18 protein-coding genes are annotated in these 26,156 nt (G+C 46.3%); 7 read left to right on the top strand and 11 right to left on the bottom strand.

What is annotated here, in order from left to right; genetic code table 11:
* The first annotated feature begins 5 nt into the window (after positions 1 to 5).
* A complete protein-coding gene (locus K7B67_RS11165; RefSeq protein WP_252180408.1) occupies positions 6 to 1,247 on the top strand; it encodes a hypothetical protein in 1,242 nt (413 codons plus the stop codon).
* A 200-nt stretch (positions 1,248 to 1,447) separates the two neighbouring features.
* Here K7B67_RS11165 and K7B67_RS11160 read toward each other — a convergent pair whose 3' ends face one another.
* Positions 1,448 to 2,464: a hypothetical protein gene (locus tag K7B67_RS11160; RefSeq protein ID WP_252180407.1), complete on the bottom strand. Its 1,017-nt coding sequence runs from the start codon at positions 2,462 to 2,464 to the stop codon at positions 1,448 to 1,450.
* 564 nt (positions 2,465 to 3,028) lie between these two features.
* Positions 3,029 to 4,186, bottom strand: coding sequence for a hypothetical protein (locus K7B67_RS11155; RefSeq protein ID WP_252180406.1), 1,158 nt, complete (start codon positions 4,184 to 4,186; stop codon positions 3,029 to 3,031).
* A 1,255-nt stretch (positions 4,187 to 5,441) separates the two neighbouring features.
* Here K7B67_RS11155 and K7B67_RS11150 point away from each other — a divergent pair.
* The 4 genes from K7B67_RS11150 (at position 5,442) to K7B67_RS11135 (ending at position 17,180) form a co-directional block, all read left to right on the top strand.
* On the top strand, positions 5,442 to 5,657 hold the full coding sequence (locus K7B67_RS11150; protein ID WP_252180405.1) for a hypothetical protein: 216 nt from the start codon (positions 5,442 to 5,444) through the stop codon (positions 5,655 to 5,657).
* Positions 5,658 to 5,952: 295 nt separating this feature from the next.
* Positions 5,953 to 8,799: an ankyrin repeat domain-containing protein gene (locus K7B67_RS11145; protein WP_252180404.1), complete on the top strand. Its 2,847-nt coding sequence runs from the start codon at positions 5,953 to 5,955 to the stop codon at positions 8,797 to 8,799.
* A 548-nt stretch (positions 8,800 to 9,347) separates the two neighbouring features.
* A complete protein-coding gene (locus K7B67_RS11140) occupies positions 9,348 to 11,879 on the top strand; it encodes a GTPase (RefSeq protein ID WP_252180403.1) in 2,532 nt (843 codons plus the stop codon).
* A gap of 180 nt (positions 11,880 to 12,059) precedes the next feature.
* Entirely contained in the window at positions 12,060 to 17,180 is a 5,121-nt protein-coding gene (locus K7B67_RS11135; protein WP_252180402.1) for an ankyrin repeat domain-containing protein, read from the top strand.
* A gap of 58 nt (positions 17,181 to 17,238) precedes the next feature.
* On the opposite strand, the gene K7B67_RS11130 is transcribed toward K7B67_RS11135, so the two are convergent.
* From K7B67_RS11130 to K7B67_RS11105, 6 genes are all read right to left on the bottom strand, one after another.
* Positions 17,239 to 17,544: a HigA family addiction module antitoxin gene (locus tag K7B67_RS11130; protein ID WP_252180401.1), complete on the bottom strand. Its 306-nt coding sequence runs from the start codon at positions 17,542 to 17,544 to the stop codon at positions 17,239 to 17,241.
* Between the two features lie 28 nt (positions 17,545 to 17,572).
* On the bottom strand, positions 17,573 to 17,983 hold the full coding sequence (locus K7B67_RS11125; protein ID WP_252180400.1) for a hypothetical protein: 411 nt from the start codon (positions 17,981 to 17,983) through the stop codon (positions 17,573 to 17,575).
* Positions 17,984 to 18,755: 772 nt separating this feature from the next.
* Complete coding sequence (locus tag K7B67_RS11120) at positions 18,756 to 19,805, bottom strand: Fic family protein (protein WP_252180399.1); 1,050 nt, start codon at positions 19,803 to 19,805, stop codon at positions 18,756 to 18,758.
* Between the two features lie 284 nt (positions 19,806 to 20,089).
* Complete coding sequence (locus K7B67_RS11115) at positions 20,090 to 21,574, bottom strand: carbon starvation CstA family protein (protein ID WP_252180398.1); 1,485 nt, start codon at positions 21,572 to 21,574, stop codon at positions 20,090 to 20,092.
* Between the two features lie 140 nt (positions 21,575 to 21,714).
* The gene (locus K7B67_RS11110; protein WP_252180397.1) at positions 21,715 to 22,629 is read right to left on the bottom strand and encodes a metallophosphoesterase; all 915 of its coding nucleotides are present in this window, start codon (positions 22,627 to 22,629) and stop codon (positions 21,715 to 21,717) included.
* A 44-nt stretch (positions 22,630 to 22,673) separates the two neighbouring features.
* On the bottom strand, positions 22,674 to 23,195 hold the full coding sequence (locus K7B67_RS11105) for a hypothetical protein (protein WP_252180396.1): 522 nt from the start codon (positions 23,193 to 23,195) through the stop codon (positions 22,674 to 22,676).
* A gap of 239 nt (positions 23,196 to 23,434) precedes the next feature.
* Here K7B67_RS11105 and K7B67_RS11100 point away from each other — a divergent pair, with 239 nt between their 5' ends.
* Both K7B67_RS11100 and K7B67_RS11095 read left to right on the top strand, forming a co-directional pair.
* Positions 23,435 to 23,944: a transposase gene (locus K7B67_RS11100; protein ID WP_252180395.1), complete on the top strand. Its 510-nt coding sequence runs from the start codon at positions 23,435 to 23,437 to the stop codon at positions 23,942 to 23,944.
* 83 nt (positions 23,945 to 24,027) lie between these two features.
* Positions 24,028 to 25,014, top strand: coding sequence for a transposase (locus K7B67_RS11095; protein WP_252180394.1), 987 nt, complete (start codon positions 24,028 to 24,030; stop codon positions 25,012 to 25,014).
* Positions 25,015 to 25,228: 214 nt separating this feature from the next.
* On the opposite strand, the gene K7B67_RS11090 is transcribed toward K7B67_RS11095, so the two are convergent.
* From K7B67_RS11090 to K7B67_RS11080, 3 genes are read right to left on the bottom strand one after another with little or no spacing between them, the layout of a single operon-like run.
* Positions 25,229 to 25,519 carry a hypothetical protein gene (locus K7B67_RS11090; RefSeq protein ID WP_252180393.1) on the bottom strand — a complete coding sequence of 97 codons (291 nt, stop codon included), beginning with the start codon at positions 25,517 to 25,519 and terminating at the stop codon, positions 25,229 to 25,231.
* Positions 25,520 to 25,544: 25 nt separating this feature from the next.
* The gene (locus K7B67_RS11085) at positions 25,545 to 25,859 is read right to left on the bottom strand and encodes a nucleotidyltransferase domain-containing protein (RefSeq protein WP_252180392.1); all 315 of its coding nucleotides are present in this window, start codon (positions 25,857 to 25,859) and stop codon (positions 25,545 to 25,547) included.
* The gene (locus K7B67_RS11080; RefSeq protein ID WP_252180391.1) at positions 25,856 to 26,113 is read right to left on the bottom strand and encodes a hypothetical protein; all 258 of its coding nucleotides are present in this window, start codon (positions 26,111 to 26,113) and stop codon (positions 25,856 to 25,858) included. The genes K7B67_RS11085 and K7B67_RS11080 overlap by 4 nt, the downstream gene beginning before the upstream one ends.
* Positions 26,114 to 26,156: the final 43 nt, after the last annotated feature.

Raw genomic sequence — 26,156 nt, 5'->3', positions numbered from 1 at the left:
GAGCTTTGCTATCCAAAAAAACATTCTTGGCCGTTGCCTTTGTTGTGCATTGTTTCAATAGCCATGCTCAGGAAAATAGTATGCGTTTGCTTTTCGCTCTGGCTGCAGGCAAGGCGCTTATCAACACACCGAAGCTCTTGCAGGATACGCTACCAGAACTTGACTCTACGGTTAAAGCGATCGCCACTGAGATACAGCAAGGAGATGATCGGCAACGTGAAATCATTGAAACAGCGAAACAAAGGGCGAGGCTGATGCTCTGTCGCTTTAGAGGCGGAAAAAGGCCTGAGGAAGCAGGAGTAGAGGGTACCGAGGAAGAGAGTGAGGTCATTGACTGGTGGGAGTTGAAGCAAGAACCCGAGGCGAACTACAGCGACACGCTACGAGTTTGCTTCGGTGATGACATCCTCTTAAAGCCTGACACTCGCTATTGCTTTTTTCCTGCCACCGGCGTCTCTCCTGCTCCTGGCGTCGAAGCTAAGGCTTACAGTCGCTCAGCAGCGGGGGATGATTCTAACGGTGAAGACAGCAATACCTCTGATGAAAGCTGCAACAACCGTTCAAACGAAGACGAAGCTGATGCCGACTCTGATGTTCAGTATGTGACCACGACATTTAGTCCTTTTCGAGTATCCAATGAAATCATTCAGTATTGTACGACTCTGGAACTGAAAAAGACTAAGCAGGAGCCCATTTCAGACAGTGCAATACCGAATGAGTCAGAGGTAGACGTGGCAAAACTAGATTCTGTTTACTATCTGGACATCATCTCACCTGCTCACAGCACCAAAGAGACGAGCATTTTGAACGAGCACAAACAGACCCACTTGCCTATCGACCAGAGACCCAAGAGACGCAAGAGACCCAAGACCCTCCAGTGTGACTATGAGAGTTGCAACTACATTACCGGACTGATGGGCAATCTGAAAAGGCACAAACAGACCCACCTGCCTTCCGACCAGAGATCCACAAGACCCAGGGTGCACCAGTGTGATCATGAGGGCTGCCACTACGGTACTGACCGGGCGGACCATCTGAAAAGGCACAAACAGACCCACCTGTCTGCCGACCAGAGACCGACAAGACCCAGGGTGCAGTGTGACCATGAGGGCTGTAGCTACACTACCGACCATCCGGGAAATCTGAAAAAACACAAACAGAATCACCTCCCGGCCGACCAGAGACCCAAGAGAAAAGCAAATGACCAGCTGCCATCTAGCGAGAAAAGAAAGAAGACAGAGTTGTAGTAGTCATGATCTCTGGAAGGTTCCTGCGTGGGTGGTAAAGCAATTGCTCAGGCTCATCCCAGCAGGAAACTCGTTTTATAATTGTGAGGTATTTTGAGTTTAAAAACTTCAAGATAGTGGGTCTCGCTGACTTACTCCTGATTTTTGTCGTATACAGTGTGCAAACCTCTCTACCTCGGATGAGGGATTGCCGATTAATACTACTGGGAATACAGCGGTGGTGCTGACTGTTGAGGCTGATTAGTAATAATAGGGGCCCGATCTATGCGTATGCCTCCATATTCTTCTATCCAGTTTGTCGCAGCACGATAAGCAGATAGAGGCCAAAAGATGGGCGCGCAGAAGAAAATCCCAACAATTGCATAACATCCAGAAGTTGAGTCGCAGTAACCGCAGTGTTTCTGGCCCAGAATACCAGCCCAGTAAACCCTGGCAGGCATACCCATGGCACGGGCTTTATGGTAGGTAGAGAGATAAAAAAATGCGGTGGCTGCTACACCAATAGCAGCAGCGATTCCTAAAACAATACCTAATGATTTTGCATCAAGTGAGGCAAAGATTTCGTCATCTGAATCATCATCTGGATCATACGGGTAATCTTTTAGATCTCTTCTGAATCTTGCAATTGGCAGTTCGCTGGCAGAGAAGCATTGGTTGCCCGTACCTCTCAGACAAACCAGCTGGTTTTTTAGGTCGAAGATTGGTGAGCCCTGAGGTATTGAGAACTCGGAGGAAATAATAAATTTCGACTTACTTCGAGTTTCGTCAAGAGCGAGAGTGACTGACTGCTGAACCAGCTGTTTTTTTTCATTAACATTGTACGTAAATGCTTGCTCTTGAACTAAAGAATCATTAAAGGCAGGATAACTCGTCGGCCTGAAGGTCTCGCTATCAAGGCTGATATTCAGCAGCATACTGCTTTCGAGTGACTTATTCGGCTGTTCGGCGATGTATCCTACTGACTCGCCTGATAATGTTAAAGTTTCAATCAATCCATCATTTGAGTGTTCCCTTGCCTTTTGGGCGCATACTGGCGAAGTAGCCATTAAATCTTTCGAAACCAGCACCCCGCGACAAGGGGGGGAATCTGTTTCAGGAAAAAATTCTACAAGTGCTTCCGCAACAGGAAGGGAGTTAGTATTTACAGCCGCACCCCATGAAAGCGACGTAAATAGAAGACTGAAGCCAATTATTTTGTGTGGATCGATGATCATCATTAAAACCTTGACAAGGTGATAGATGTGAAAGGTGTGATGGGCGTGATGAGTGTTAAAGACGTGAGTATAGGATCGAAAAACAGTCTCTTCCAATTCTTTTCCAGTAGTTTTACTGGTAGGGCAAAACTTTTTCAAAGTAGTAGGAATTAAACGACAATCTTATTGCAAATATTGGGCTTGTTTCTCTAAAAGACTTATGGATCAGGTTACACCATCCTTGCTGAACCGCCTGGTGCGAACCCACATGCTGGTGTGGTTGGGGGCTGGAAGTTAGAGACCTCCAGCTACCCGATTTACACGGCACTGTCTCAGTTTGTTACCGACCCTTCAATATGCTGATATCCTTGTCGGTTATAACGATGCTTACAAAAGTAAACTGATACCCCGACATAGTATTTTCTTCCGCAAAAACAGGCTGTTTAGAAAAATGAATAATGAAGAAAAAACAAAAAATAACGTTACCTATTCGTTTTTTAACGGGCATGGTTCAGTTTTCATCAAAATACACTCCTGCCCCGACAAAAGCGCACCCTCACAAGTACGCTTCACTGTCAGGTGGTTGTTTTAGTGGCCACTGCAAATTTGCTGACACTCTTTCTCTTGCTCTTGTACAGCTCGAGAACAAGCTTCGCAGGCTTTATAAGACAGTCCACTCTGGCAAATTTGAGAACAGCTGTTAAACATCTGCTGTTCCTCTGACAGGCACTGGCTGCAACTTTCCATGACTTTTAAGCTCATGGTGTTATTTTGCAATCGCAGCGTATTCGCCTTTTCTGTATTATTTTTCGAATGGCTTTGTGAGATACAACCTTCGATGCACATGGCAGGCTTACAGATGTCTGAGGGATATGGTTCTTCGGTATCACCAAAAAAGTCTGCACTGCATGAAGGGCAGGTAATGCTGTCAGTATACGCTATTGATTCGGTTGAATAGCTTTCACTCGTGGTGAATGTGCAGTTTTCCTTTGTTTGTGAGTTTATGCAGGTTCCTTTTCCGTCAACACTTCCCAGATCGTAACTGCAATGAGTGATCGTTCTGTTAACACACCCGGAATAAAAATAGAAATGAGGCAGGTATGAACGACAATCTACGTTTATTCTGCTTAAGGTCTGCGCATCCATTACAGGTGCCCTGCAAGTTCCGTCCGCCGAGACGACACAGACAATTTTACCTTCGTGAACAATTGGCGCACCCGCCGGTAAAGGATCACGACTATTTAAGGTGTAATAGTGATTGGTATCCGATCTTTGGTGATTGACTATCGACGGTACGGTCTGTATCGCAGCATCCACCAGTCGTACATAAACCCCCTCTACAGCTGTGAGCCTGGCAAGGGGTCTATGGTGTAACGCGGGATATGTCAGGTGTGTTTTTTGACCTTCGTTTTGAGCAGCTATTCCCAAAAGACCTTTTTTGCTCTCAGCTATGCCAAGCAACCTGACTTTGCCCTGAGGCCGCTTTTGCCAGTTCAAGACATTGACCGTTACGTCAGCATTATGTCGTTTGCTGATCAATCGTGCACACTCGGTGCTGGTTAACACAATTTCTGCGCTTAGACGGACGCCAAAGCAGAGCCGGTAGTCATCGCCTACATAGATGCTGGGAGAAAAAGTAACGATATGATCCTGAATGTTATTGCCTGTCAGTCCGGCAAAGCTTCGAGCAGATAAAAATAGCAATAACAAACAATAGAAAAATGTTTGGTATTTGTGCAGTTTCATAATAAGTCACCTCTGATGAACAAACACTTACGCCGCCTGTTTATTTACAGCGGGTAGCGGTGCCGTAGCGCAGGCTGTAGCAAACCTGAGAGACAGGATAGAAGCGATGATGCAGTATAGCCTGTAGCGTTGGGTCTGCACTGAAAACCTGAGTTGAGCTTCAAGGCATAAAATCCTGAAACGCCATTTCAATGAGTTTGATGTGAATAATCTACGTTCATCCTGAGCGCCCTTCGACTCCGCTCAGGATGCACGGACGAAGGATGTGGACTCCGAACAAACCAAAAAAGTGTGGCTTTTGAATAGAACAAAAGAACAGTCTCTATTAGACTCCTATCGGTTTTCGATTATTGGCAACCCGCTGGTGCCATAAATGCTATTTCCTGAATATCTCACGCCAAAGCCCGGTATTGTGTTGCTTGTATTCCTGCTGAGTCAGTTACCGGCCTATGCGAACGACAACTGTCAACTTCAACATATTCAATGCTCAAACCCTTCTCTTAATAGCTGCAACAGTGGTTTTGGGGCTGGTCGGTGCACAAATAGTGTCACTAACGAAACCTGCTCAATGGTCACTTTTCCCAAGGGTTTTTCCGGTAGCTACAGAGGCCAGCCGGTCACTTGCGATGAAGCGGACGGTTGTGAGGCGGTAAGCTGCCCTCAGAACTGTGTCAATGACCCGACAGTTCCTTGCAGCTGTGTTGCAAAGTGGGGGCTTAACGGTGACATTCATTTTGAACCCGCATTTTGTATTCCCGGTTCAACAGACGACAGCTGTCATCAACAGTTTTTTAAATGCAACCAGGTCGATTTTAATTTTTGTTATCAGGGCTATGGCACCGGGTTATGTCAGAACATCGGGCGCTCAAACCGAAACTGTACTGTGAATTATTACCCTGATCCTTTTAATAAAACGGTCAATGGGCATCATCTTATCTGTGATCACCAGAAAGGGTGTGAAAGCGTCGCTTGCACCGATGGTTGTCAAGGCTCCTGGCAGTAGCAATAGTGACCCCGGTGGCCTGTTATTACAGACATTCAAAACGCAGTACCTATCAAAGGATTTCCCCAGAAAACTGAAGGGGTTTCCATAATCACCGAGTTAAAGCCTTTTATGAAAATCACGATTCACGTTCTTCATAGGCAGCACCCCCGGAAAGTCAGGTTCTTTTTCTTAGGAATAGTCTAAAAATAACTCCCCGATTTGCACCCCACGCACAATAGTCAATACTCTGAACTATTGCTGGAGGTGATTATGATTACTTACCCCTCTTTAGTGAAAAAACGGATGAGGTCTTTCTACCGCTCTTTGAATGAGAAAGATCGCCGTCATTATGCTGCTATTGAAGCCCTGAAACTTGGTCATGGTGGCATTGGTTATATATCTCAGGTGCTGAGTTGTAACCAAAAAACCATCGGCAGAGGAATTGCCGAACTGGAGTCAGACCTCGAAACGACTGATCAGCAGTGAAAAAAGGGGGCGGTCGTAAACGGTTGACTGAAGTTTACCCTCAGCTCATTGAAAACTTAGCTGCTTCTGAAGGCCACACAGAGGTCATCCAGACATTGCTGGACTCTGACCGCTCACTGGCCAAAGAGAAGGATAACGATGGCTGGACGGCTCTCGACTTTGCTATCAGGCAAACCTCCACCTCATACTCTGCCAGATTCGGCGCAGTACCATTAAGTCAGATTCAGGCCTTATATTTCACTGGAAACGAGCATAAGGCTTATTTCAATTCTCAGTTTCAACAAAACAGACTACCTTGAATAAACTCAGCAACCTAACCGGTCTGGCAATGTACAGCTTTTACACCTTTCTACAGTTGTTCACTGTGGCATTTGTAACAACAGTCCTTTCCTTTTTCACAAACCCTGAAGTGGCCACTGGTGAATATTTGGAATGGCAGCTGCCTGTAAACCAACAAAGTGATTCCTCTATATCCGTTCGAGCCAGGCCGGTCAGTGTTGCTACAAAAACTCAGGGTACACGAGCGCAGTCTTTTACTGGCGAAGTCACTATTTCCGGGCAGATCGACCAGCCATTTATCATCTGTGCACAAAGCTTAAACTCTCAGGGCTTTACTCATGAGGCCGGTGCTGTTGTACCTTTCCCCTTTTCTGATAGTGATAAATCAACCCATCTTTATGTGCTTACGTTGAGTGAGCAAACAGGCAGAATGGCGATTAAAGAAAGCCAGCCTTGCCCAGCGTCTTTTAATCACCCGTATCCATTCACATCAGGACAATATCTGCGTTCAAAAAAGCCTTTTTTAGTGGTAGATGGACGAGTAAAAAAAACGCGCGATACTCAAAATACCGGGGCTATTCCCCCTGTCGGCCTGCCAATCAAGCCTGAGTTGTTTCAAAGTCCTTCAGGTGGTGGCTACGACACCGACGATTACAACGATTTCAAACGACCGCCCTTTATGCCAGTACCCGACAAAATGATGGTCGACCTGATTCTCCTACCCAGTCTGAGCCTGCCCGCTAACTGGCGTGATTATCTGCCTTTTGTCGGGGTGTACCACTGGCTTACCAATACACAACCCGAAGGGGTAACGATGGTTGTACGGTTCGGTGATTCGCCGCCGCTTACCTTCCAAATCAGCCTGGCTGAATCCCGGGAACTGGCGGATAAGCTGCTTAATACACGGGAGCTTTTGCACTGGCTCGCACCCAGGCTTAGTGGCAGGGAGCACCTGATACAACAGCTTCTGGAGCTGACAGCAGACTCAGATGAACTACCCAGCCCATTATCTGAAGAAATCCTTAAATCCCTCCGAAAGCAACTGGCTATCGTGTTGGAACTACCCGATACTCAGTTCAGTCTTGAGTTTGAATACTCGGAACTGGTACGCACTTTTAGAAAACAGACCAAGACTGAGACCCCCCTCGGAACCATACAGCTGGGAAACTCTCAAAACACAAGTTCACCAAATCCCGAAGTGGATAAAGGCGACGAGCAGAGTTATTCAGACAGCCAGACACAGCTTCACAACAATGAAAAAAAACAAAACCAGCCAGAGCAGAATTATCCAGAACCTGATAAGAAACGTACCGAAAAAACCCATAATGTATTTCCCGGGGATGTTGAGTATTACACCATCAGGCTGCTTCAAACCGAATATCACATCAGCAAACGACAGGTGTTAGCGATTTTGGACAGGCCTGTGTCAGAAGCCGGTTTAAGGCTATCCTGTCTGGATTGCGAACAAAGCGGGCTTGCGCTTCAGGAAGTACTGCCTCACGCAGAAGGGCACTGGCTAATATGCGATCAGTGTCAACAATTCAGACCAACTGCAGGTACCCCTGATGCGCGCCAAATAATGCTACAAAACCATACCCAAAGTCAGTGCACTCACTACAGAGGGCAGGGACTGGAAACTCCTTTAATGGACAATACTCTGACTCTGTTCCGTTTCATGATTCGTTTCGGAACCGAAGAAACCCTGCTCGACCTGTTACAACAATTCGATTTACCGATAGTCGCTGAGGATTTAAATCAGACAGATAGTAACCACAGAACCGTGCTTCACGATCTGGCTCAATATACTTCACCGGCAGTCATCCGGACGTTTTTTCAGCGTTTCAAACATTGGGTAACCGCTGAACTGATACAGCTTCCAGACAATGACGGCTGGACTTCAGCACACTACCTGTTTCAATATCAGTCAGAACAGGCCATCATTGAAACCATTCAATCTATTGGCAAGATGATTACCTGGGAATTGCAGTCCCGGCAGAACCACCAAGGTTCAACCCCGCTTCATATTCTTTATCACCGGAATTTCTTCCGGGCATTGGCGGAAGTAACTACCATGCGACTGCCTAATATTGTTGTGACGGAAGTGTCGACCGGCAAGGCCAAGGTATTGTCGGACAGTGACCGATCCAGACGCATTCGGGATTTTCACTATGCTGCCTGCACTGGCAACATAAGGTTGATCAGGGAATTGCTGGACTTTGATCCCTCACTGGCCAAAGAGAAGGATAATAATAGCTGGACGGCTCTCCACTTAGCTGCTCTTTATGGCCAAACAGAGGTCATCCAGACCTTGCTGAACTTTGACCGCTCACTGGCCAAAGAGAAGGATAACTATGGCTGGACGGCTCTCTACTGGGCTGCTTTTCATGGCTACACAGAGGTCATCCAGACATTGCTGAACGTTGACCGCTCACTGGCCAAAGAGAAGGATAACGATGGCGAAACGGCTCTCCACGTTGCTGCACGTCATGGCCAAACAAAGGCCATCCAGACATTGCTGGACTTTGACCGCTCACTGGCCAAAGAGAAGGATAACCGTGGCTTGACGGCTCTCCACATAGCTGCTCGTAATGGCCAAACAGGGGCTATCCAGACATTGCTGAGATTTGACCGCTCACTGGCCAAAGAGAAGGCTAACGATGGCTGGACGGCTCTCCACTTAGCTGCTTTTCATGGCCACATAGAGGCCATCCAGACATTGCTGAACTATGACCGCTCACTGGCCAAAGAGAAGGATAAATATGGCAGGTCGGCTCTCGACTTGGCTATCGAGCGTGGCCACAGAAAGTGCAAGAAACTTCTTGAAGACTATGAAGCCCAACCATCGGGCAGCCTTCAACAGTGAGCAATAAAATTGTGCGGAGAACCGATTCTTGATTATTTCAAACCTCCACCCCATACTACGCCAAACTCGGCGCAGTACCTTTGATCTCCGCATCCTTAATAAACGCCTTTTCACCAACGTTTCTCGACTTTAGCAGGAATTAATAGATAGGAAGATGGCTGAGGAAATCATTTTTCTGGAAGTGTTCGAGTCTTCAAAATAAAAAAACTAACAGAGCTATACACAAGACAAAACGAGGCTATGCTTGAGAGAGTTTTGCCGGTACGAAGTATAAAGCCGCCATGCGCAACCTGATCATAAGTGCACTGTTGTTTGTATTTTGTCTTTCAATCCCACCCCACGCATCAGCCTGGCTCCACTGGCAACCACCAGATATACAGAGTCATGGGCAAGGATTGAAACTCCTTTTAAAGGCTCAACCAATAGAGCCACAAAGCAGTCAAATAAGATCCGGCACAGCCCCAGAATCACAAATAACCATCACAGCCCGCCCTGGACAGGTATTCACGGCGTGCAGCCAACAGCTTAAAGCAGATGCTAACAGTGTATTGCTAACTGCCTACGATCAGACGAAAAAAACACCACACCAATTGCTACTGACTCAGGAGCAAACGACACTGCATTTGGAAAAAACCTACATCTGCCCCACTGAAGATATAAATCAACTGCCGTATAACTACCAGAGTATCCTGTATTCTCAAGAACCCTTTCTGGTCACCCGCCAGAATGACCCAAAGAAAAAAGAGCAAAATAAAAACACCTTTATCCCACCTACAGGTCTACCCAGTACGCTTTCATCACAAAACCTGCCAACCGGAGGCACTGGACCGGATTCAGATGAAGACAGCTTTTTCAAATATCCCTTCCGGCCACCTTTTGTCGATCAGAGCGGCATCACCATGGTCTTGCTTCCCTTTCTTAAATTACCACTAGGTTGGCAACACCAGATTCCGGGCAGCCAATGGTACCACTGGCTGATTGGCGAGCCGGATTACGACTCTGGCGCAATAGTAAATATTCAGCTAAATGGCGAATCCATAGCCCGACTGCCCATTCATTCATGGGAACTGCAAGAGCTGGCTGAAGACCTGACCAATAGCCGACAACTGTTGCAGAAGCTGGCGTACAGGCTCAATGGCCGGGAAACCTTTATCCAGCAATTGCTGGATATCCTGGCTACAGGTGACCAAAACCCTATGGATGAAGACACTCGTAAGCGAATTGAGAAACAGCTGGCCGATGTGTTGGAACAGTCTGACCATTCTTTTTCACTGGAGCTGGAATGGTTCAGCTTACAGGCGGCCATGACTCCCGATAACTCCATTATCACTGCACATAATGGGAAAGGAAAAAAACAGGAAGCCAGTTCAGGAAAAACGCCCGGTAGCAGTGATCAAAATCAGCGCGGCGCTACCGGTGGTCAACCTTCTCAATCAAAACAAGGCAAAAAAGAAACACCGGATGACCGGCAAAATTCTAATGGCCCTCCACCCCGAAGCAGCAAAACCGGTAACCACCAGAAAGAAGGTAACCCTGGTACTGAGTTGACGATTACCTTTGTCGGGCGCATGAATGCAGGAAAATCGTCACTGGCAAGTGCCTTGTTGGGAGCAAAGTTTTTTCCATCGGATGAACGTCGCACAGAAACCGGGGAGGACGACATCGTCGTGACTCCAGATACAGATGTTCCGTCCAATACACTGAGAATCCGTTCGCTGCCTGGTTATGATACTGAACGCACTCGGATATGGCTTGAAAATAACCCGATAGCTGCAGACGAGATTGTCGTTTTTGTATTTCGTAACAGCCTGAGTGCTGTTGATGTGGATGTTCTTAGATGTCTTACCAGACAAAACAGACACCCTTTAAACCAAATCATTTTTGTCAGAAATCGTTTTGATGAAGTCGTTGAGGCAGAAAAAACTACCCGTAAACAGACTGAAACGATGTCCAGCGATGAGAAAGCCAGCTTTGTAACTGGATTGCAAGAGACTTTGAAGGCAGAGTTTCGCGGTTACATGAATAGGGTTTTTAGAGATGTTAAGTCATTCGTCTGTCCAGAGTTACTGTTTACCGATTGCAGAAATATTTACCAGTGTAATGGGATGGAGCCATTACTGAAAGCGATTAAAAGCAGCATTCAACAGGCATACCCAGGGCAGGGCAGAGAGGTGATATGGACTCGCTTCTCTGGCATTCGTGAAAAACTGGCAAGTAAATTTATGTATTACAGCGATGTGTTCAGGCAGTCGTTTAACCATGAAGATTCCATAGCTACCAGAGTTTTGCGAGCAGTTCGTCATTACGACCCAGAAGTGCTTAACCTCGAAGCCAATTCCCTTGATGCTTACAGTTCATCGTTAGTAAAGTGGTTTGAGAGCGAATACCAGGGCAATTTTGATAAAAAAGTAACAGGGCTCCGCTTTTTGTCAACGCTGGCAATTGCGTCATCTCAGAAGATAAAAGAGCACGCCGAGGCGTTACTGAGAAAAAATGAACAACAGCGAGAAGCGTATTTAAGCCTCCTTCATGGACAATTGAATCGGTTCCATACCAATGTTCAGTCTGACCCCAATCTCAATCAGGAGCTGGGTATATCGGCTTTTTACCAGGCCCACCAGTACACCAAAGAGTTCCGAAAAACCATCTTGAAGGCTATGAGAGAGCATTTATGGTTTTGGACAAGCTGGACAACCAGTGATGAGGGGTTAATTGCAAACTTCAAAGGGCATTTGAGCAGAGCCATTGAAGCAGAATTTCTACAGGCCCGGTATCAGCGCCAATTACAGGAGCCAGTTTACGACTGGCCTGAATTATCGACAGCCTCTCACTCTTTTGACAGTGAACCGCTCCTGTCTGAGCAATCTCTTCAGGATGGTCTGAACGAACACATAGAAGAGTTGGTCAGACAGTTCACTGCCATTCTGCTCAGCAGAATCATTTTACCAGCCTATTACCACCTGCCTGAGACAGCAATAATGGATAGACCAGCGTTACAGCCACCCTTGTTGAATGTGAACCCAACTCCCCAGCCACCTTCAAGAAGGTTACCCCCCACAGAGCCTGTGAATGAATTATGAAGTCGACACGAGATAAAACGAGGCTATGCTTGAGAGAGTTTTGCCGGTACGAAGTATAAAGCCGCCATGCGCAACCTGATTAGAAGTGCACTGTTGTTTGTATTTTGTCTTTCTTTCCCACCCCAAGCATCAGCCTGGCTCTATTGGCAACCGCCAAATTTACAGAGTCATGGGCAAGGATTGAAACTCTTTTTAAGGGCTCAACCGGTAGAGCCAAAGAACAGTCAAATAAGATCCGGCACGGCCCCTGAATCACAAATAACCATCACAGCCAGCCCTGGTCAGGTATTCACAGCGTGCAGCCAACAGCTCAAAGCGGATGCTCACAGTATATTGCTGACTGCCTATGATCAGACAAAAAAAACACCACACAAATTGCTACTGACTCACGAGCAAACGACACTGCATTTGGAAAAAACCTACATCTGCCCCACTGAAGATATAAAGCAACTGCCGTATAACTACCAGCGTGTCCTGTATTCTCAAGAACCCTTTCTGGTCATCCGCCAGAATGACCCAAAGAAAAAAGAGCAAGATAAAAATAAAAACAGCCTTATCCCACCTACAGGTCTACCCAGTACACTTTCATCGCAAAACCTGCCAACCGGAGGCTCTGGACCGGATTCAGATGAAGACAGCTTTTTCAAACATCCCTTCCGGCCACCTTTTGTCCATCAGAGCGGCATCACCATGGTCTTGCTTCCCTTTCTTAAACTGCCACCCGATTGGCAACACCAGATACCGGGCAGCCAATGGTACCACTGGCTGGTGGGTGAGCCGGATTATGACTCTGGCGCAATAGTAAATATTCAGCTAAATGGCGAATCCATAGCCCGGCTACCCATTCATTCATGGGAACTGCAAGAGCTGGCTGAAGACCTGACCAATAGCCGACAACTGTTGCAGAAGCTGGCGTACAGGCTCAATGGCCGGGAAGCGTTTATCCAGCAATTGCTGGATATCCTGGCTACAGGTGACCAAAACCCTATGGATGAAGACACTCGCGAGCGAATTGAGAAACAACTGGCCGATGTGTTGGAACAGTCTGGCCATTCTTTTTCACTGGAGCTGGAATGGTTCAGCTTGCAGGCAGCCATGACTCCCGATAACTCGATTATCACTGCACATAATGGGAAGGGAAAAGAACAAGAAGCCAATTCTGGAAAAGTGCCCGGTAGCAGTGATCAAAATCAGCAGGGCGCTACCGGTGGTCAGCCTTCTCAATCAGAACAAGAAAAAAAAGAAGCTCCAGATGACCAGCAAAATTCTAATGACCCTCCACCCCGAAGCAATGAAACCAGCAGCCAGCAGACAGAAGCCAACCCTGGTAGTGAGTTGACGATTACCTTTGTCGGGCGCACGAATGCAGGAAAATCGTCACTGGCTAGTGCCTTGTTGGGAGCAAAGTTTTTTCCATCGGATGAACGACGCACAGAAACCGGGGAGGACGACATCGTCGTGACTCCAGATACAGATGTTCCGTCAGATACACTGAGAATCCGTTCGCTGCCTGCTTATGGTTCTGAAGACATTCAAACATGGCTTGAAAATAACCCGATAGCCGCAGATGAGATTGTCGTTATTGTATTTCGCAACAGCCTGAGTGATTTTGATGTGGATGTTCTTAGATCGCTTACCAGACAAAATAACCGCCCTTTAAACCAAATCATTTTTGTCAGAAATCGTTTTGATGAAGTCGTTGAGGCACAAAAAAATATCCGAAAACAGACTGAAACTATGTCCAAAGATGAGGAAGTCAGCTTGGTAACTGAATTGCAAAAGGCTTGGAAGGCAGAGGTTCGCAGATACATGAAGAGGCTTTTTAGAGAAGATGAGTCATTCGTTTGTCCAGAGTTACTGTTTACCGACTGCAGAGATATTTATCAGTGTGATGGGATGGAGTCATTACTTGAAGCGATTAAAAACAGCGTTCAACAGGCATACCCAGGGCAGGCCAGAGAGGCTATATGGACTCGCTTCTCTGACATCCGGGAAGAGACAGCAGAAAAAAATCTCACAGAACTCGATGCACATAGCGTGGTAGTGACATTACCTAAACCTAATGGCTATCAAATTCAATACACACTTGATCCTCCGCCTTTTTTAACAGCCTCCGAGCTGGGAGCTGTGCTGGCGGCCTTTGCTGCACAAACTGACCGGTCTCAACAACGGAAAAGCTCACTGACCGTTGCCAGTGGTGGTAGCAAAACGACTTACTGGTACACCATAAACCCGGAAACAAGCCTCACGGGAACTGATTTATTCAGAACAAGTATTTTAATACAGGATGACAGTAAGAAAGCATCAGATCCCATTCAGATATGGATCGACTACGAACCTGCGACTGTTCAGGTTGATAAGCACATCAGCATAATAAGCCTGATAAGCCTGAATAGAATATTGGAAAAAATTAAATCACAGGCATTCGCACCCAAAGCGTGGATTTATAAAGGCAATGCTTTCCCGGAATCGTCTCTTCTGATTACCCGTGCCCCTGCTGTTAGACTTCGCGAACTGATCGTGCCGCAAAATAGTTCAACGGGCGAAGCCAACCGTCTGCTGCCACTGAGTTCATCGGAAGTTCTTGAACTGGCAATCAAGCTCGGGACTGGGTTGAAAACACTGTCAGAAATGCGATTTTCTCTTTCAATCCTGGATGTTGACAGCATTGGGATAGACCCAGGATCCTTGCAGCCCCACTTTGTTGAACTCAGTAACCTCCAAGACACGCCACTTAGGTCGGAGCAGGCATTCACCAATTGGTTGTCGCAACAATACCATAGACTGGTCGGCAGAGCTGACGAAACCGTGGAGTCAGTGACTGTGAAATCTCTCGGGCTGCTGTTCACCCTGCTACCGGGACAATCCCCCCACTTCTCAGAGGTGGACCGGCGTTATTCGGTTCAGGAGAACCTGCTGCTATTGGCTCAATCTATGCTCGATGACAAACCTGAGAATAGACCGACCCTTGATCAAATCATTGCAACGCTGCGAACTATTCAACGGGATTTCAAAACTCATCAGTTGCCGAAAACCCTGACAAAATCACAGCACGGCGCACCGTCAAGCCAGTCAGTGTCGGGCAGTCATGATCCAGAACAAAGCGACGTCCGTACCTACAGCCCGGAGCAGGACAAAGAATTGATAAAAGCCATTTCTAACGGACTGTCCGGGCAGGAAAAGAAGACATTTAAAGAACAGTTTCTTGATAACCGACCGGGTGAGATTAAACAGTTTTCGGATTTTATCAGCCGTCGTTTTTTGGCACTGATCAAAGAGGCCAAGGCAGGCGGAGTTGCCACAAAGAGCGTTTTTGACAGTTTGCTCAGACAACTAAATAATGACTTTGGCTTACACCCCAAGCAAGGTTGCAACCACTGGTTGGAAGAGTTCAACAAAATCTATAAAACGGATTTTAACGAGAAGCTCAAAGAAATTGTAAACGGCGATGACTCGCGGTTGCATACACTTCAAAAGCAGTTTATCGCCTTTTATACCGGGCATATTCCAGGAACCATCTGGTATGAATTTTTCGGGGATGGGCAGGCTTCTTTGCACCGCTGGGCTCGAAACGGGAATTCCGGCTGGGTTTGGTTATGGCTGCAACTGCACAGCGAGGAGGCCGCAACGCTATTAAATGCGCGAGATATTAACGAACGAACCCCACTGCATCTGGCGGTCTACTCTGGCAATGAAGATACTGTCAGGTTCATCTTGGAACATGAGCCGAATGTCGATGCCAAAGACAGTGTCGATTATACCCCCTTGCATTGGGCTGCGTTTTTTGGCCGGGGAACCATTGCCGAACAACTGCTTCAGCACAATGCCAGCCTGACAGGACAACACCGATTAAGAATAACCCCTCTTCATGTGGCAGCCTGGAACAATCAGGGCGCTATGGTAAACAAACTGCTGGAGTGGGGAGCCAGTATTGATTCATCCGCCTACGGAATCTACCCGATCCACTGTGCAGCAGCCACTGGAAGCCTCAACAGTCTTGAGGCACTGCTGGCGCATAGACTGAATGATCTGGATGTCTTTAGTTTCACTGGAAGCTTCAACAGTCTGGCGTATAAACCGATTGCTCTGAATGCCCTTATTAGCAGTGGACACAGTGCATTGCATATTGCTGCCTGGTACGGTCATAGAAAGATCGTTGCCAAACTTATTGACGCAGGCGCTGATCAAAAACAGTTGACAAAAGACGGTTATATGGCAGGAGATCTGGCAAAATTTAGAGGGCACAAGTACCTCGGGCTTTCTGTATCTGGAAAGGACGTTGACCAGCAAAAGCCCAACCCTCCTGACCCTATTGATCTGGCAATACCCATAGCAAATAAACTGGAATTCATGCACATTGATCAATATGGTTATTCGACACTTCATCGAGCTGCCAGAGAGGGGGATGTAAACAGAGTCAGAGACATCCTGATTAACAATGAATATACAAGTGCTCGATCCACTCTGTCGGGTTATACCCCCTTGCATATTGCTGCCCTCTACGGACACAAAGAAATAGCCGCTCTATTGCTATCCCCCGCTAACAGGGAAGACAAAACGGTATCGGGGAACACGCCTCTGCACCTCGCTGCACTTTTCAACAGAGAAACAATGATAGCATTCCTTCTGGATCATTCCTGTAGACCGGATGCAACGACTCACTCTGGTATTACAGTACTGGACGTTGCCTCAGCCATGGGATCACGTAATACGCTTGAACGCATTTTTGAATCACTGAAACAGTCCAAAGGCGACGGCAGCCCAATACATAATGGGGTAACTGCGATGCATCTTGCTGCCAAGTACGGAAATATTGAGGCGATAAGATTTCTCAATCAGGTCGCAGGGATCAGTTTAGAAATAGAGACTGCGAGAGGGGAAACACCTCTGCATTCTGCAACTCATTCAGGCCAGGTTGAAACGGTAAAGTGGCTAAAAATAACAGGCGTTAACTTGGCACCTGCTAATAAGAAGGGGGTCACCCCTTTGTTTATGGCCGCTGCCATTAACTCCCCCGAATTAATAGAACTACTTGGGCAAGAAGGCAAACCCGAACATCTCACAGAAATCATTGGGTTGACGGCAGAACGTTTTGGTGTCGCATCTTTTAGCAGTATTGATGAACCTCTTTCGCTAACCCCATTGCACTTTGCCGCCTTAAAGGGAAACCTCGAAGCAGTCCAGGCGCTGGTGATGAAATGCGGGGCAAAACTGGACACCCGTAGCAGCGGTTTGACAGCACTGGATTTTGCCTCACAGGGAGGACATCTGAAAGTGGTTCAGTGGCTTATTGATGAGTGACATGTTTACCCGGATGTAACATCAACAGGCGATGTAGCCATTACGCTATTACCGGCTACTACGCGACCTGATTAAAATCAATGCGTTCCAGGTTTGCCGTATCGACCACTTGCCTGGCTTTCCACAAGTCAAAGCTTTCCTGAAGTGTCATCCAGCTTTCAGCAGAACCACCCAGCACCTCGGACAGTCGAATGGCCATTTCCGGTGAAACACCTGATTTTTCATTCAGCAGACGATTGAAAGTACTTCTGGCCACGCCCAGTTGGTCGGCAATTCTGTTAGCGGTCATTGAGGTGAATGGCTCAATGTAGGTGCGGTAGATCAATGCCCCTGGGTGAGGTGGGTCAAATTGTTGTATGGCCATCAGTGGTAATCCTCATAGGGGATTGGTCTCAATCATCTAGAAACATAGATCTAGGAACATTAAATCTATCACTTAATTTATCTATGTGATGTAATTTAAGGGTTGATTTTCCTGAAATTATTCTTGATACATAGGGTTGCTTACCAATTTCAGGTAAATCATATTGTGATAAATTGTTTACCTCCATCAAATGTAATAGAAAATCTATTCCTCTGGTTTCAGGCAATGCTTCAAGATTTTCATCTTCCCACATTTTCATGAAGTGATAAATAAAATCAACTTCTTTATCAGTACCCTTTTTTGAGTCGAGTTCTTCTATTAAATCACAAGCTTTGTTGTAGTCTGCTTCTGATGATAGAGGCAAAGAAAATCCGAAGCTCATTTTAGCTTCATGAGATACTGACGCTACAAACTCTCTCATTTGTTCATATATAGTCATATAGTCACCATATTCTCCCCATTTTCAAGTGCTACTAACATTGTCAATTCACTTTTTGCATGTTTTGGCGGGAACTCAAGGTTCCGTACTAGCTATATCATCTATACTCGTTCGTAAATTTGTCATACTCTTTATGAGTCCCAACAAACTTCACAAAAACTCTACCCGATTTGAAATTAATTCCGAGTACAGTTCGATATTTGTTTCCACCAATATCAATAACCCACCAATCTTCCACATACTTGAACCTATCTAAGCTTGGGAACAAGTTCTTAAGCTCTTGAGAGTTGCTTGGTTTACACTTCTCACTGTCAAGCAACCTGTACGTTCTCAAGATAGGTTCACGATCCATTGGAAACCGAACAGCAAGGTCATCGAATGGTTTTCGCTTTATTACATGCAAAAAATCGAACCTCCCATAATCTATGATGGATAAATAATTCCTGTCAGGAATGATAATTCACAGGAATCATACTGTCAATTTCATGAGAAGTTTCAGAGGTGGTGGCACCTAACGCTTGCATGCCTACTTTTTTCCTGTCGCTGATTTTTAGTTATACAGAAAAAACAGCATTCTGGATCATAACCAGTTGATTGCTTTTCTTTCATCAAACTGAATCTGATAACCTTCTCATTCCTCCACTATGCAATGAGAATAAGAATGTAGGACATTATTGGATGAGTGGACAGCCCAGGCCAGTCGACAATCATTTTTATTTTAGGGTCTACGTACCACTCGATTTATTCCTTATTGGGGTGGTGAATGTCGGCATCAGTTTTTACTCGATACTTTTCCAGCCAGAAACAAACCTTCCGTACTGAGCTGATAACTTTGTCTGGGGCTGTTCGGGCTATCGGGGTTAGTCATGATGATCAACCCCTGATCAAGAGCCGGTTTAAGGTAGTTTTTACGGAATGTCGGACGATGTTTTAACCCCAGTTTTTCCATCATACCTTGTACTTTGAAAGGTTCTTCAGGATCAGTCAGAAGAAGCAGGAGAAGGTTTTTTACTTGGTCGCTTACTTGGCGGATTACTTGGTCGCTGAAATGAGTAGGTTCACTCATAAGTGTTTCATTGAGAGCCTGCTCAATCGCTTTCAGTATGAAGGCAATAAATGGTGTTGAGTCGCTGGCGGTGTCTGCCTGTCGCAATGCTTGATAATAGGCATTTTGCTGGTCACGAATGATGGTTTCTACAGGCAAAAAAGCCATCGGTTCTCGCCACTTTGACAGGATCAGGGTTTGCCAGAAGCGACCCATTCGACCATTGCCGTCTGTAAAAGGGTGTATGAACTCAAACTCATAATGAAAGATACAACTGCCTATTAAAGGATGAACACCAGTGTCTTCGATCCATGCGAAAAGTTCAGCGATCAGTCTGGCTACCTGTGAAGGTGGCGGTGGCATATGAACGAGCTGTTCATCCCGGTATATGCCAACGCCTTTATTCCGCCAGCACCCAGCCTGATCGGTCAGTCCTTTCATAAGCACAGCGTGAACTTGCAGTAAGTCTTCTGCATTAGCGGGATCAAGGGTGGGCATAAGATCATAGGCTTTAAAAGCGTTCTGGACTTCAAGGATTTCTTTTGGCTGACCAAGCACTCGTTTCCCTTCCAGAATGGCCGTTACTTGTTCAACGCTGAGTGTATTATGCTCAATCGCCAAAGATGCCTGAATCGTTCGAATGCGGTTGTTGCGACGTAAGCGAGGTGTTGATGAAGAATACTGGCTGGCACTGTAGCGACCCAGCAGCTCACTGATATTGGCAACAGAGTCAAGAATAGCTGGAGTAATCGTATAAGGAGGTTGGTATTTTGCCATAGCAATAAGCTGGTAGCCTTAAATCAATAATCCCACAGTATTGCATACTGTGGGACAGATCGACAGAAAGGTAAGTTGTGGAATTTTGGGGCTAGGACAGGCTGGTTATTCTTGATCTCAACGATGCCTAAAAGGAGTATCTGTGGGAGTAGGGCAGAAGGTTTTTATTCAGGGAGAAGAGGTGAAGGCTACTGCGCCGGATTTGGCGCAGTACGAGACAGGGGGTTGAGTTTGTTGCCTAGTCAGCGGTTCTATAAGCTGCTGGTATGACTCAGTCTGTGGAATCAGCTAACTGAATCAAAGAGCTCACCCTTTCGTCTTTTATCCACCAGAATCAGGATCGTTAAAGCTGAAACTCCAATGACTACACCGACCGGTTTGGTCCACTCTGGAGATAACCCGAAACCAATGCTGGCAGTCAGGATATAAGACAGAGTGATGCTGGTACCGACTACCGCAGGCAGGCTCACAACCCAGTGAAGAGCACCACGGTCAAACAGATACTTGGTGGCCAGCCAGAGCACACTGGTAGACAGTAGCATGTTGGAGAAGGCGAAGTATCTCCAGATCAATGAAAAATCCACAAAGGTAATCAGGTAAGCGATTGCCAAAATCGGAGTAGCCAGCAGGATGCGATTACGCACGCTCTGTGGAATGTTAAACGCATCAACAATCGTTAAACGTAGTGAGCGGAACGCGGTGTCACCGGAAGTAATCGGGAAGATGGCCACCGCAATAATAGCCATGATACCACCCAATACACCCAGGTAGCTGGAAGCGATTTCGTTAACGACCATACCAGGGCCACCCATATCCAGAATGGCTTTCAGCTCAGCGTAACCACCAGGAAAAGCAGCAATACCCGCCAGTGCCCAGACACAGGCCACCAGACCTTCAGACATCATGGCACCGTAGTAAACCGGGCGAACGTATTTCTCGTTAGTCAGGCAGCGAGCCATGATGGGAGCCTGAGTGGAATGGAAACCACTGATGGCACCACAGGTAATGGTGATAAACAGCAGAGGCCATACAGGCAATCCGGGAAGGTTAGGTGTAAGAATTGCGCTCTGATGTTCCAGATGACTGTGTGTTATGTAAGTGAAGAAATCACTGGCTACTGGCAGGTGAGGGGCATCAATCAGCAGCGCAATAGCGATCAGGGTGGTCATGACGATCATCAGCAGGCCGAAGATTGGGTACAGTCGGGTAATGATCTTGTCGATGGGCAGCAGGGTTGCCATGAAATAATAACCCAAAATCAACAGAACCCAGAAAGTATTGTTGGCGAAGATGGTGCCTTCAAAGTAGCTCAAATTACTGAGCAGACCTGCTGGACTCATAATAAATACTACGCCCACAAAGAACAGTAGCATGGCAGTAAACACCAGCATTACACCCTTAAAGTAAACATTGTAATAATGCCCGGCAATTTCTGGTAAGGACTTACCGTCTTCTTTAATACTCATTACGCCGGAGAAGTAGTCATGCACAGCACCGCCGATAATATTACCCAGTACAATCCAGAGTAGGGCTATAGGACCGTAAAGAGCACCCAGGATGGGTCCAAAGATAGGGCCGACACCGGCAACGTTAAGGAACTGAATCAAATAAGCCTTTGCCGGATGTATGGCAACATAGTCGACTCCCTCGTCGAAGCGTTTTTGCGGTGTTTGTGCTTGAACGTCAATGCCTGCCTGTTTTTCCACGAATGGGCTGTAATACTTATAACCCAGTATCAGTAATGCTATGCAGATAAAAAACACGATCATAGTATGGAATCCCTGTGATTTTTTCTTGTTATTGTGGTTTTTCTTGTTGCAACCTGCTATCGCTTAACAAGGTTAATGTAAATATCAACGACTATTGACCACTAAGGTGGACCCCACTGTCAAGACAGTAAGTCAACAAATTATTGGTCTCTGTCTATCCAGGTAAAGTTATCCTGAATAAGCTTCTTCTCACCCGACCAACGATAAGCCACCAGTCTTCCCCCAGGGCGTGCAACGCTGTAGTCAACACAAGCAACCCGGTCACTCATTGGCCTGGGCTGTTCACTCATCCAGTAATGCCCTACAAATAACGGTACTGTATCCGTGTAGCGATAACTTTGTTCGGGCAGTGGAGTGTTGGGCAATTCTGCTTGACCAGTCCCGATGGTTGCATTTGACCAATGAGTCGCTTGTTCATCCCACCAGCGAATGCGGGCAGCGGTTCGCAGATTCCCTTTTTTGTCTCTGAAACTAACGCCTGGTGGTAGTTCCAGCTCTATCCCTTTCAATAGGTACTCTATTGCATGGTAGAGCGGCTGTGATTTATCAGAAGCTGGAACATAAGCATCCGGTTCCAGGCAGTTATTTTCATCAAGAAAGGGGGCAGCAATAGGAAAGCTGGTGTGATGCCATACTGCGTGAATGATTCTCAATTCTCCCAGATCCAGAAACAGTGGCAGTGTCTTAAACCAACTTATAGCTTCTTGATGTATGCTGGATTGAAATGGAAACTCGGCAATAAACTCCGCATGATCCCTGATGTTCTTCTCATTATGTGGGCGAAGGAAATCGCCAGCACCATCCGATATCGAATAACAGATGGCATTAAATTCATGGTTACCCATCACAGCAAGAGCAGTTTCCTGTTCGACCATTGAACGACAAATGTCTATGGTTTTACGGTGTTGCCCTTGGCCATCTATAAAGTCCCCAACAAAAATGGCTTTCCGTTCAGGGTGGCGATATGCCGATTTACGTCGTTCATAACCAAGCTTGAGCAGTAAGGCTTCCAGCTCATCAGCTCGACCATGAATATCCCCAATAATGTCGTACATTCTTATTCTCATTGCATAGTGGAGGAATGAGAAGGTTATCAGATTCAGTCTGATGAGAGAAAAGAAATCAACTGGTCATGATCCAGACTGTGATGCCAGCCAGGAAGGTGGTCATCAATAAACTGTTTAACAAGCTCCGTTGATTGCATGCCTTGCTGGGTTCCATGGTTACAAATAGCTTTCAGTGATTGCTGGTAATGTTTTTGATCCAACAGGCCAGCTTTAAACTGTTGTTTAAGCTCTGGCTTTTTCGCTGACAATTCCTCTTGGCTGGCTTTGTGTTGCCGCAGTTTTGAGAGAACATGCTTGAACTTTGTTGTAAGTAAATCGCGTTTCTCAGCCAGCAGCTGAAGATCATTATAAAGTTCTGTAAGCAGCTCAGAAGCGACCTGCTCTCCGATTTCCAGGTAATTACGACTGGCCCTGGCAAAAGTGGGCACATAACGGCCAGTCCTGTATCCAGAGAAGGGGGATGTTATTTCTACTGTTAAACCAGATCGGGAGAGCTCGGAGATGATGCCTGAGACTGACTGACCATCAATGGTCAAAGAGATGCGCTTATTCATTTTTTATTTCCTGTTTCCTGTTTAGCGAGATTTATTAAGCGCCTGCAAGTGGGACTAAATTGGCGCTGACCTTTGAGACTAATACATTCTGTGTGATAGGTCAAAAATAAAAATAAAGTAAAAATAAAGAAAATAAAGGGACACCCTTAAAAATAAAGGGACACCCTTATATTTGACAAACAAACCAACTTGTCTACTTTTTTTCCTGTATCTGATTTTTAGTTCTGGCAGGAGAGATTATGACCCGTGCGCGAAGTTCTCTGATCGACCCAGGTTCGACGCCTTACTATCACTGTATAGCTCGATGCGTACGCAGAGCGTATTTGTGTGGAAAGGATCATTTAACAGGCAAAAACTACGAGCACCGTCGACAGTGGGTTGTAGACAAGCTCAGGGAACTGGTTTCAATCTTTTCTATAGAAGTCTGTGCCTATGCTGTCATGTCGAATCACTATCATGTGGTTTTGCATATCAATCAGACACCTGCCAGAGAGTGGACACGAGATGAAATTTTGAGTCGATGGACAAGGCTTTTTACGGGGCCGCTTCTGGTGCAGAGGTATCTTGCTGCTGACCAGCTGAGTCATTTGGAACTGGCTCGTGTGGACGAGTTTGTTGAAGAATATCGAAATCGACTAACGAATATCAGCTGGTTCATGCGTTGTCTGAACGAACATCTTGCCCGTGAGGCTAATCAGGAAGATGGCTGCAAAGGTCGATTCTGGGAAGGGCGATTTAAAAAAAAATAAAGGGACACCCTTATATTTGACAAACAAACCAACTTGTCTACTTTTTTTCCTGTATCTGATTTTTAGTTCTGGCAGGAGAGATTATGACCCGTGCGCGAAGTTCTCTGATCGACCCAGGTTCGACGCCTTACTATCACTGTATAGCTCGATGCGTACGCAGAGCGTATTTGTGTGGAAAGGATCATTTAACAGGCAAAAACTACGAGCACCGTCGACAGTGGGTTGTAGACAAGCTCAGGGAACTGGTTTCAATCTTTTCTATAGAAGTCTGCGCCTACGCTGTCATGTCGAATCACTATCATGTGGTTTTGCGTATCAATCAGACACCTGCCAGAGAGTGGTCACGAGATGAAATATTGAGTCGATGGACAAGGCTTTTTACGGGGCCGCTTCTGGTTCAGAGGTATCTTGCTGCCGAGCAACTGAGTCATTCGGAACTGGCTCGTGTGGACGAATTTGTTGAAGAGTATCGAAATCGACTAACGAATATCAGCTGGTTCATGCGTTGTCTGAACGAACATCTTGCCCGTGAGGCTAATCAGGAAGATGGCTGCAAAGGTCGATTCTGGGAAGGGCGATTTAAAAGTCAGGCGTTGCTGGATGAAGCGGCGTTGTTGACCTGCATGGCTTATGTCGACTTAAATCCGATCCGTGCTGAAGTGTCGGAAACTCCAGAAGAATCAGACTACACGTCGATCCAGGAACGAATTGAAAAGTTAGCAGGTTCTGATGCCCGAAAGCAGCCAATCACTCTTATGCCTTTTCGATCTCAGGGGCAAAATCCGGATAAGGCACTGCCTTATATTCTTCACGATTATCTTGAGCTGGTGGACTGGAGTGGGCGTGCAGTTCGATCCGATAAGAAAGGGGCAATTCCTTCAGATATCCCACCCATTCTGGCTCGACTGGAAATTGATTCAAATGAATGGCTCAAAACCATGAGACGGAATAGCCGCTTCTATCGGGCAGTGGGTAGGCTGGCAGCTATGAGAACTTTTGCTCAGGAACTGGGGCAGCAATGGGTACAGGGAATGATTGCCTGTAGTCGTTTATTTTATGGTGTAAGTTGATTGCCCAATTTTGCCATTGTTGTTTGTTTCTCCTGTCATATGGAGAGCTTTGCTGTTTCTGGATTTTCTCCTTTTTAAGTGATTCGCTTTTTGTTTGTTCTGATAAACGATTAATATTTACCTTTTGGTGGCTGTCAGGGTTTGGGGCCGGGTGGGCTCCAGGTTTGTAGGCTGTATTTTATATGGATGTCCTGTTTATTTTATTATTTTTTTTTTATATGGATGTCCTGTTTATTTTTTTCTTTTCTGCCCGATTGATGAGATCCCGAACCGTACCGGGTGACTCCAGATCCAGTTCATCCACCAGGCGAAAAATTTTCTGGATCAGGATATCGCTCATACGGGCGAAACGAGCCGTAAGGGTTTCAAACTTTTCTTCATCTTCAGCGCTGAGCTGTTCGCTGTCCAGCGGCTGACAACGTTGCAGCGACCATTCAAGACCAGCAGTTGCCTTTTGCATTTGTTGAAGCTGTTTTTTCAGTAAATTAAGCTTATCTTCTGTCATGGTTTTTTCTGTGATGGAATCAATTTTACAGTTCAATGGCTGTAGGAAGAACGGTTTTGGCAAAATCACCGGAACCGTCGTTGTCTAGCACGATATCGATTTTCTGTTCGCCCAGTTCGCCGTGCAGGTCAGCTAATATGTTGAGTTTATCCGCAAAGCCGAGTGTTTGTGAGATCACCAGCAGGTCGATATCGCCTCCTTTTTTTTCAGCGTCGGTGCGGGAGCCAAACAGCAGAACCTGTGCCTGTGCATCGTACTCCTGAATAACCTGTTTGATGGTTTTCCGTTCCTGTTCAGTCAGTCGCATAGGATTATCCGGATGATGAATTGGAAGAATCATGTCACCTTTTCAGTGAAAACGAAATGACTTTTTTCCCTCGTTCCCACGCTCCAGAGGGTTTCGCGATACCGGTGTTTTTCAGGATAGCTGCTCCCTCCCTGGCCAGCCAGTAACAGGACAATCTGGGAGGGTTGCAGGTTTGCGTTATCGGGTTCAATGCCGATCCCCAGAATACGCTGTTCTTTATCCTTAGAAAGTTTATTTGACGACTCAGGACGTATGGCGTCCGGTCGCTTTAAGATGATTAACTTCAATCCTTATTAATCGGCTCTCCGGTCTCTTCATCAAAATGGTCAG

The sequence above is a fragment of the Endozoicomonas sp. 4G genome, from assembly GCF_023822025.1.
Taxonomy (GTDB): Bacteria; Pseudomonadota; Gammaproteobacteria; order Pseudomonadales; family Endozoicomonadaceae; genus Endozoicomonas_A.
The sequence above is the reverse complement of the archived record's forward strand: the minus strand, read 5'-3'. Positions and strand labels throughout refer to the sequence as shown.

Bases quoted from the DNA above. Each gene is read 5' to 3' on its own strand.
- K7B67_RS11160 (WP_252180407.1), bottom strand. From the start codon at position 2,464: ATGATGATCATCGATCCACACAAAATAATTGGCTTCAGTCTTCTATTT.
- K7B67_RS11155 (WP_252180406.1), bottom strand. From the start codon at position 4,186: ATGAAACTGCACAAATACCAAACATTTTTCTATTGTTTGTTATTGCTA.
- K7B67_RS11150 (WP_252180405.1), top strand. From the start codon at position 5,442: ATGATTACTTACCCCTCTTTAGTGAAAAAACGGATGAGGTCTTTCTAC.
- K7B67_RS11130 (WP_252180401.1), bottom strand. From the start codon at position 17,544: ATGGCCATACAACAATTTGACCCACCTCACCCAGGGGCATTGATCTAC.
- K7B67_RS11125 (WP_252180400.1), bottom strand. From the start codon at position 17,983: ATGACTATATATGAACAAATGAGAGAGTTTGTAGCGTCAGTATCTCAT.
- K7B67_RS11120 (WP_252180399.1), bottom strand. From the start codon at position 19,805: ATGGCAAAATACCAACCTCCTTATACGATTACTCCAGCTATTCTTGAC.
- K7B67_RS11115 (WP_252180398.1), bottom strand. From the start codon at position 21,574: ATGATCGTGTTTTTTATCTGCATAGCATTACTGATACTGGGTTATAAG.
- K7B67_RS11110 (WP_252180397.1), bottom strand. From the start codon at position 22,629: ATGTACGACATTATTGGGGATATTCATGGTCGAGCTGATGAGCTGGAA.
- K7B67_RS11105 (WP_252180396.1), bottom strand. From the start codon at position 23,195: ATGAATAAGCGCATCTCTTTGACCATTGATGGTCAGTCAGTCTCAGGC.
- K7B67_RS11100 (WP_252180395.1), top strand. From the start codon at position 23,435: ATGACCCGTGCGCGAAGTTCTCTGATCGACCCAGGTTCGACGCCTTAC.
- K7B67_RS11095 (WP_252180394.1), top strand. From the start codon at position 24,028: ATGACCCGTGCGCGAAGTTCTCTGATCGACCCAGGTTCGACGCCTTAC.
- K7B67_RS11090 (WP_252180393.1), bottom strand. From the start codon at position 25,519: ATGACAGAAGATAAGCTTAATTTACTGAAAAAACAGCTTCAACAAATG.
- K7B67_RS11085 (WP_252180392.1), bottom strand. From the start codon at position 25,859: ATGATTCTTCCAATTCATCATCCGGATAATCCTATGCGACTGACTGAA.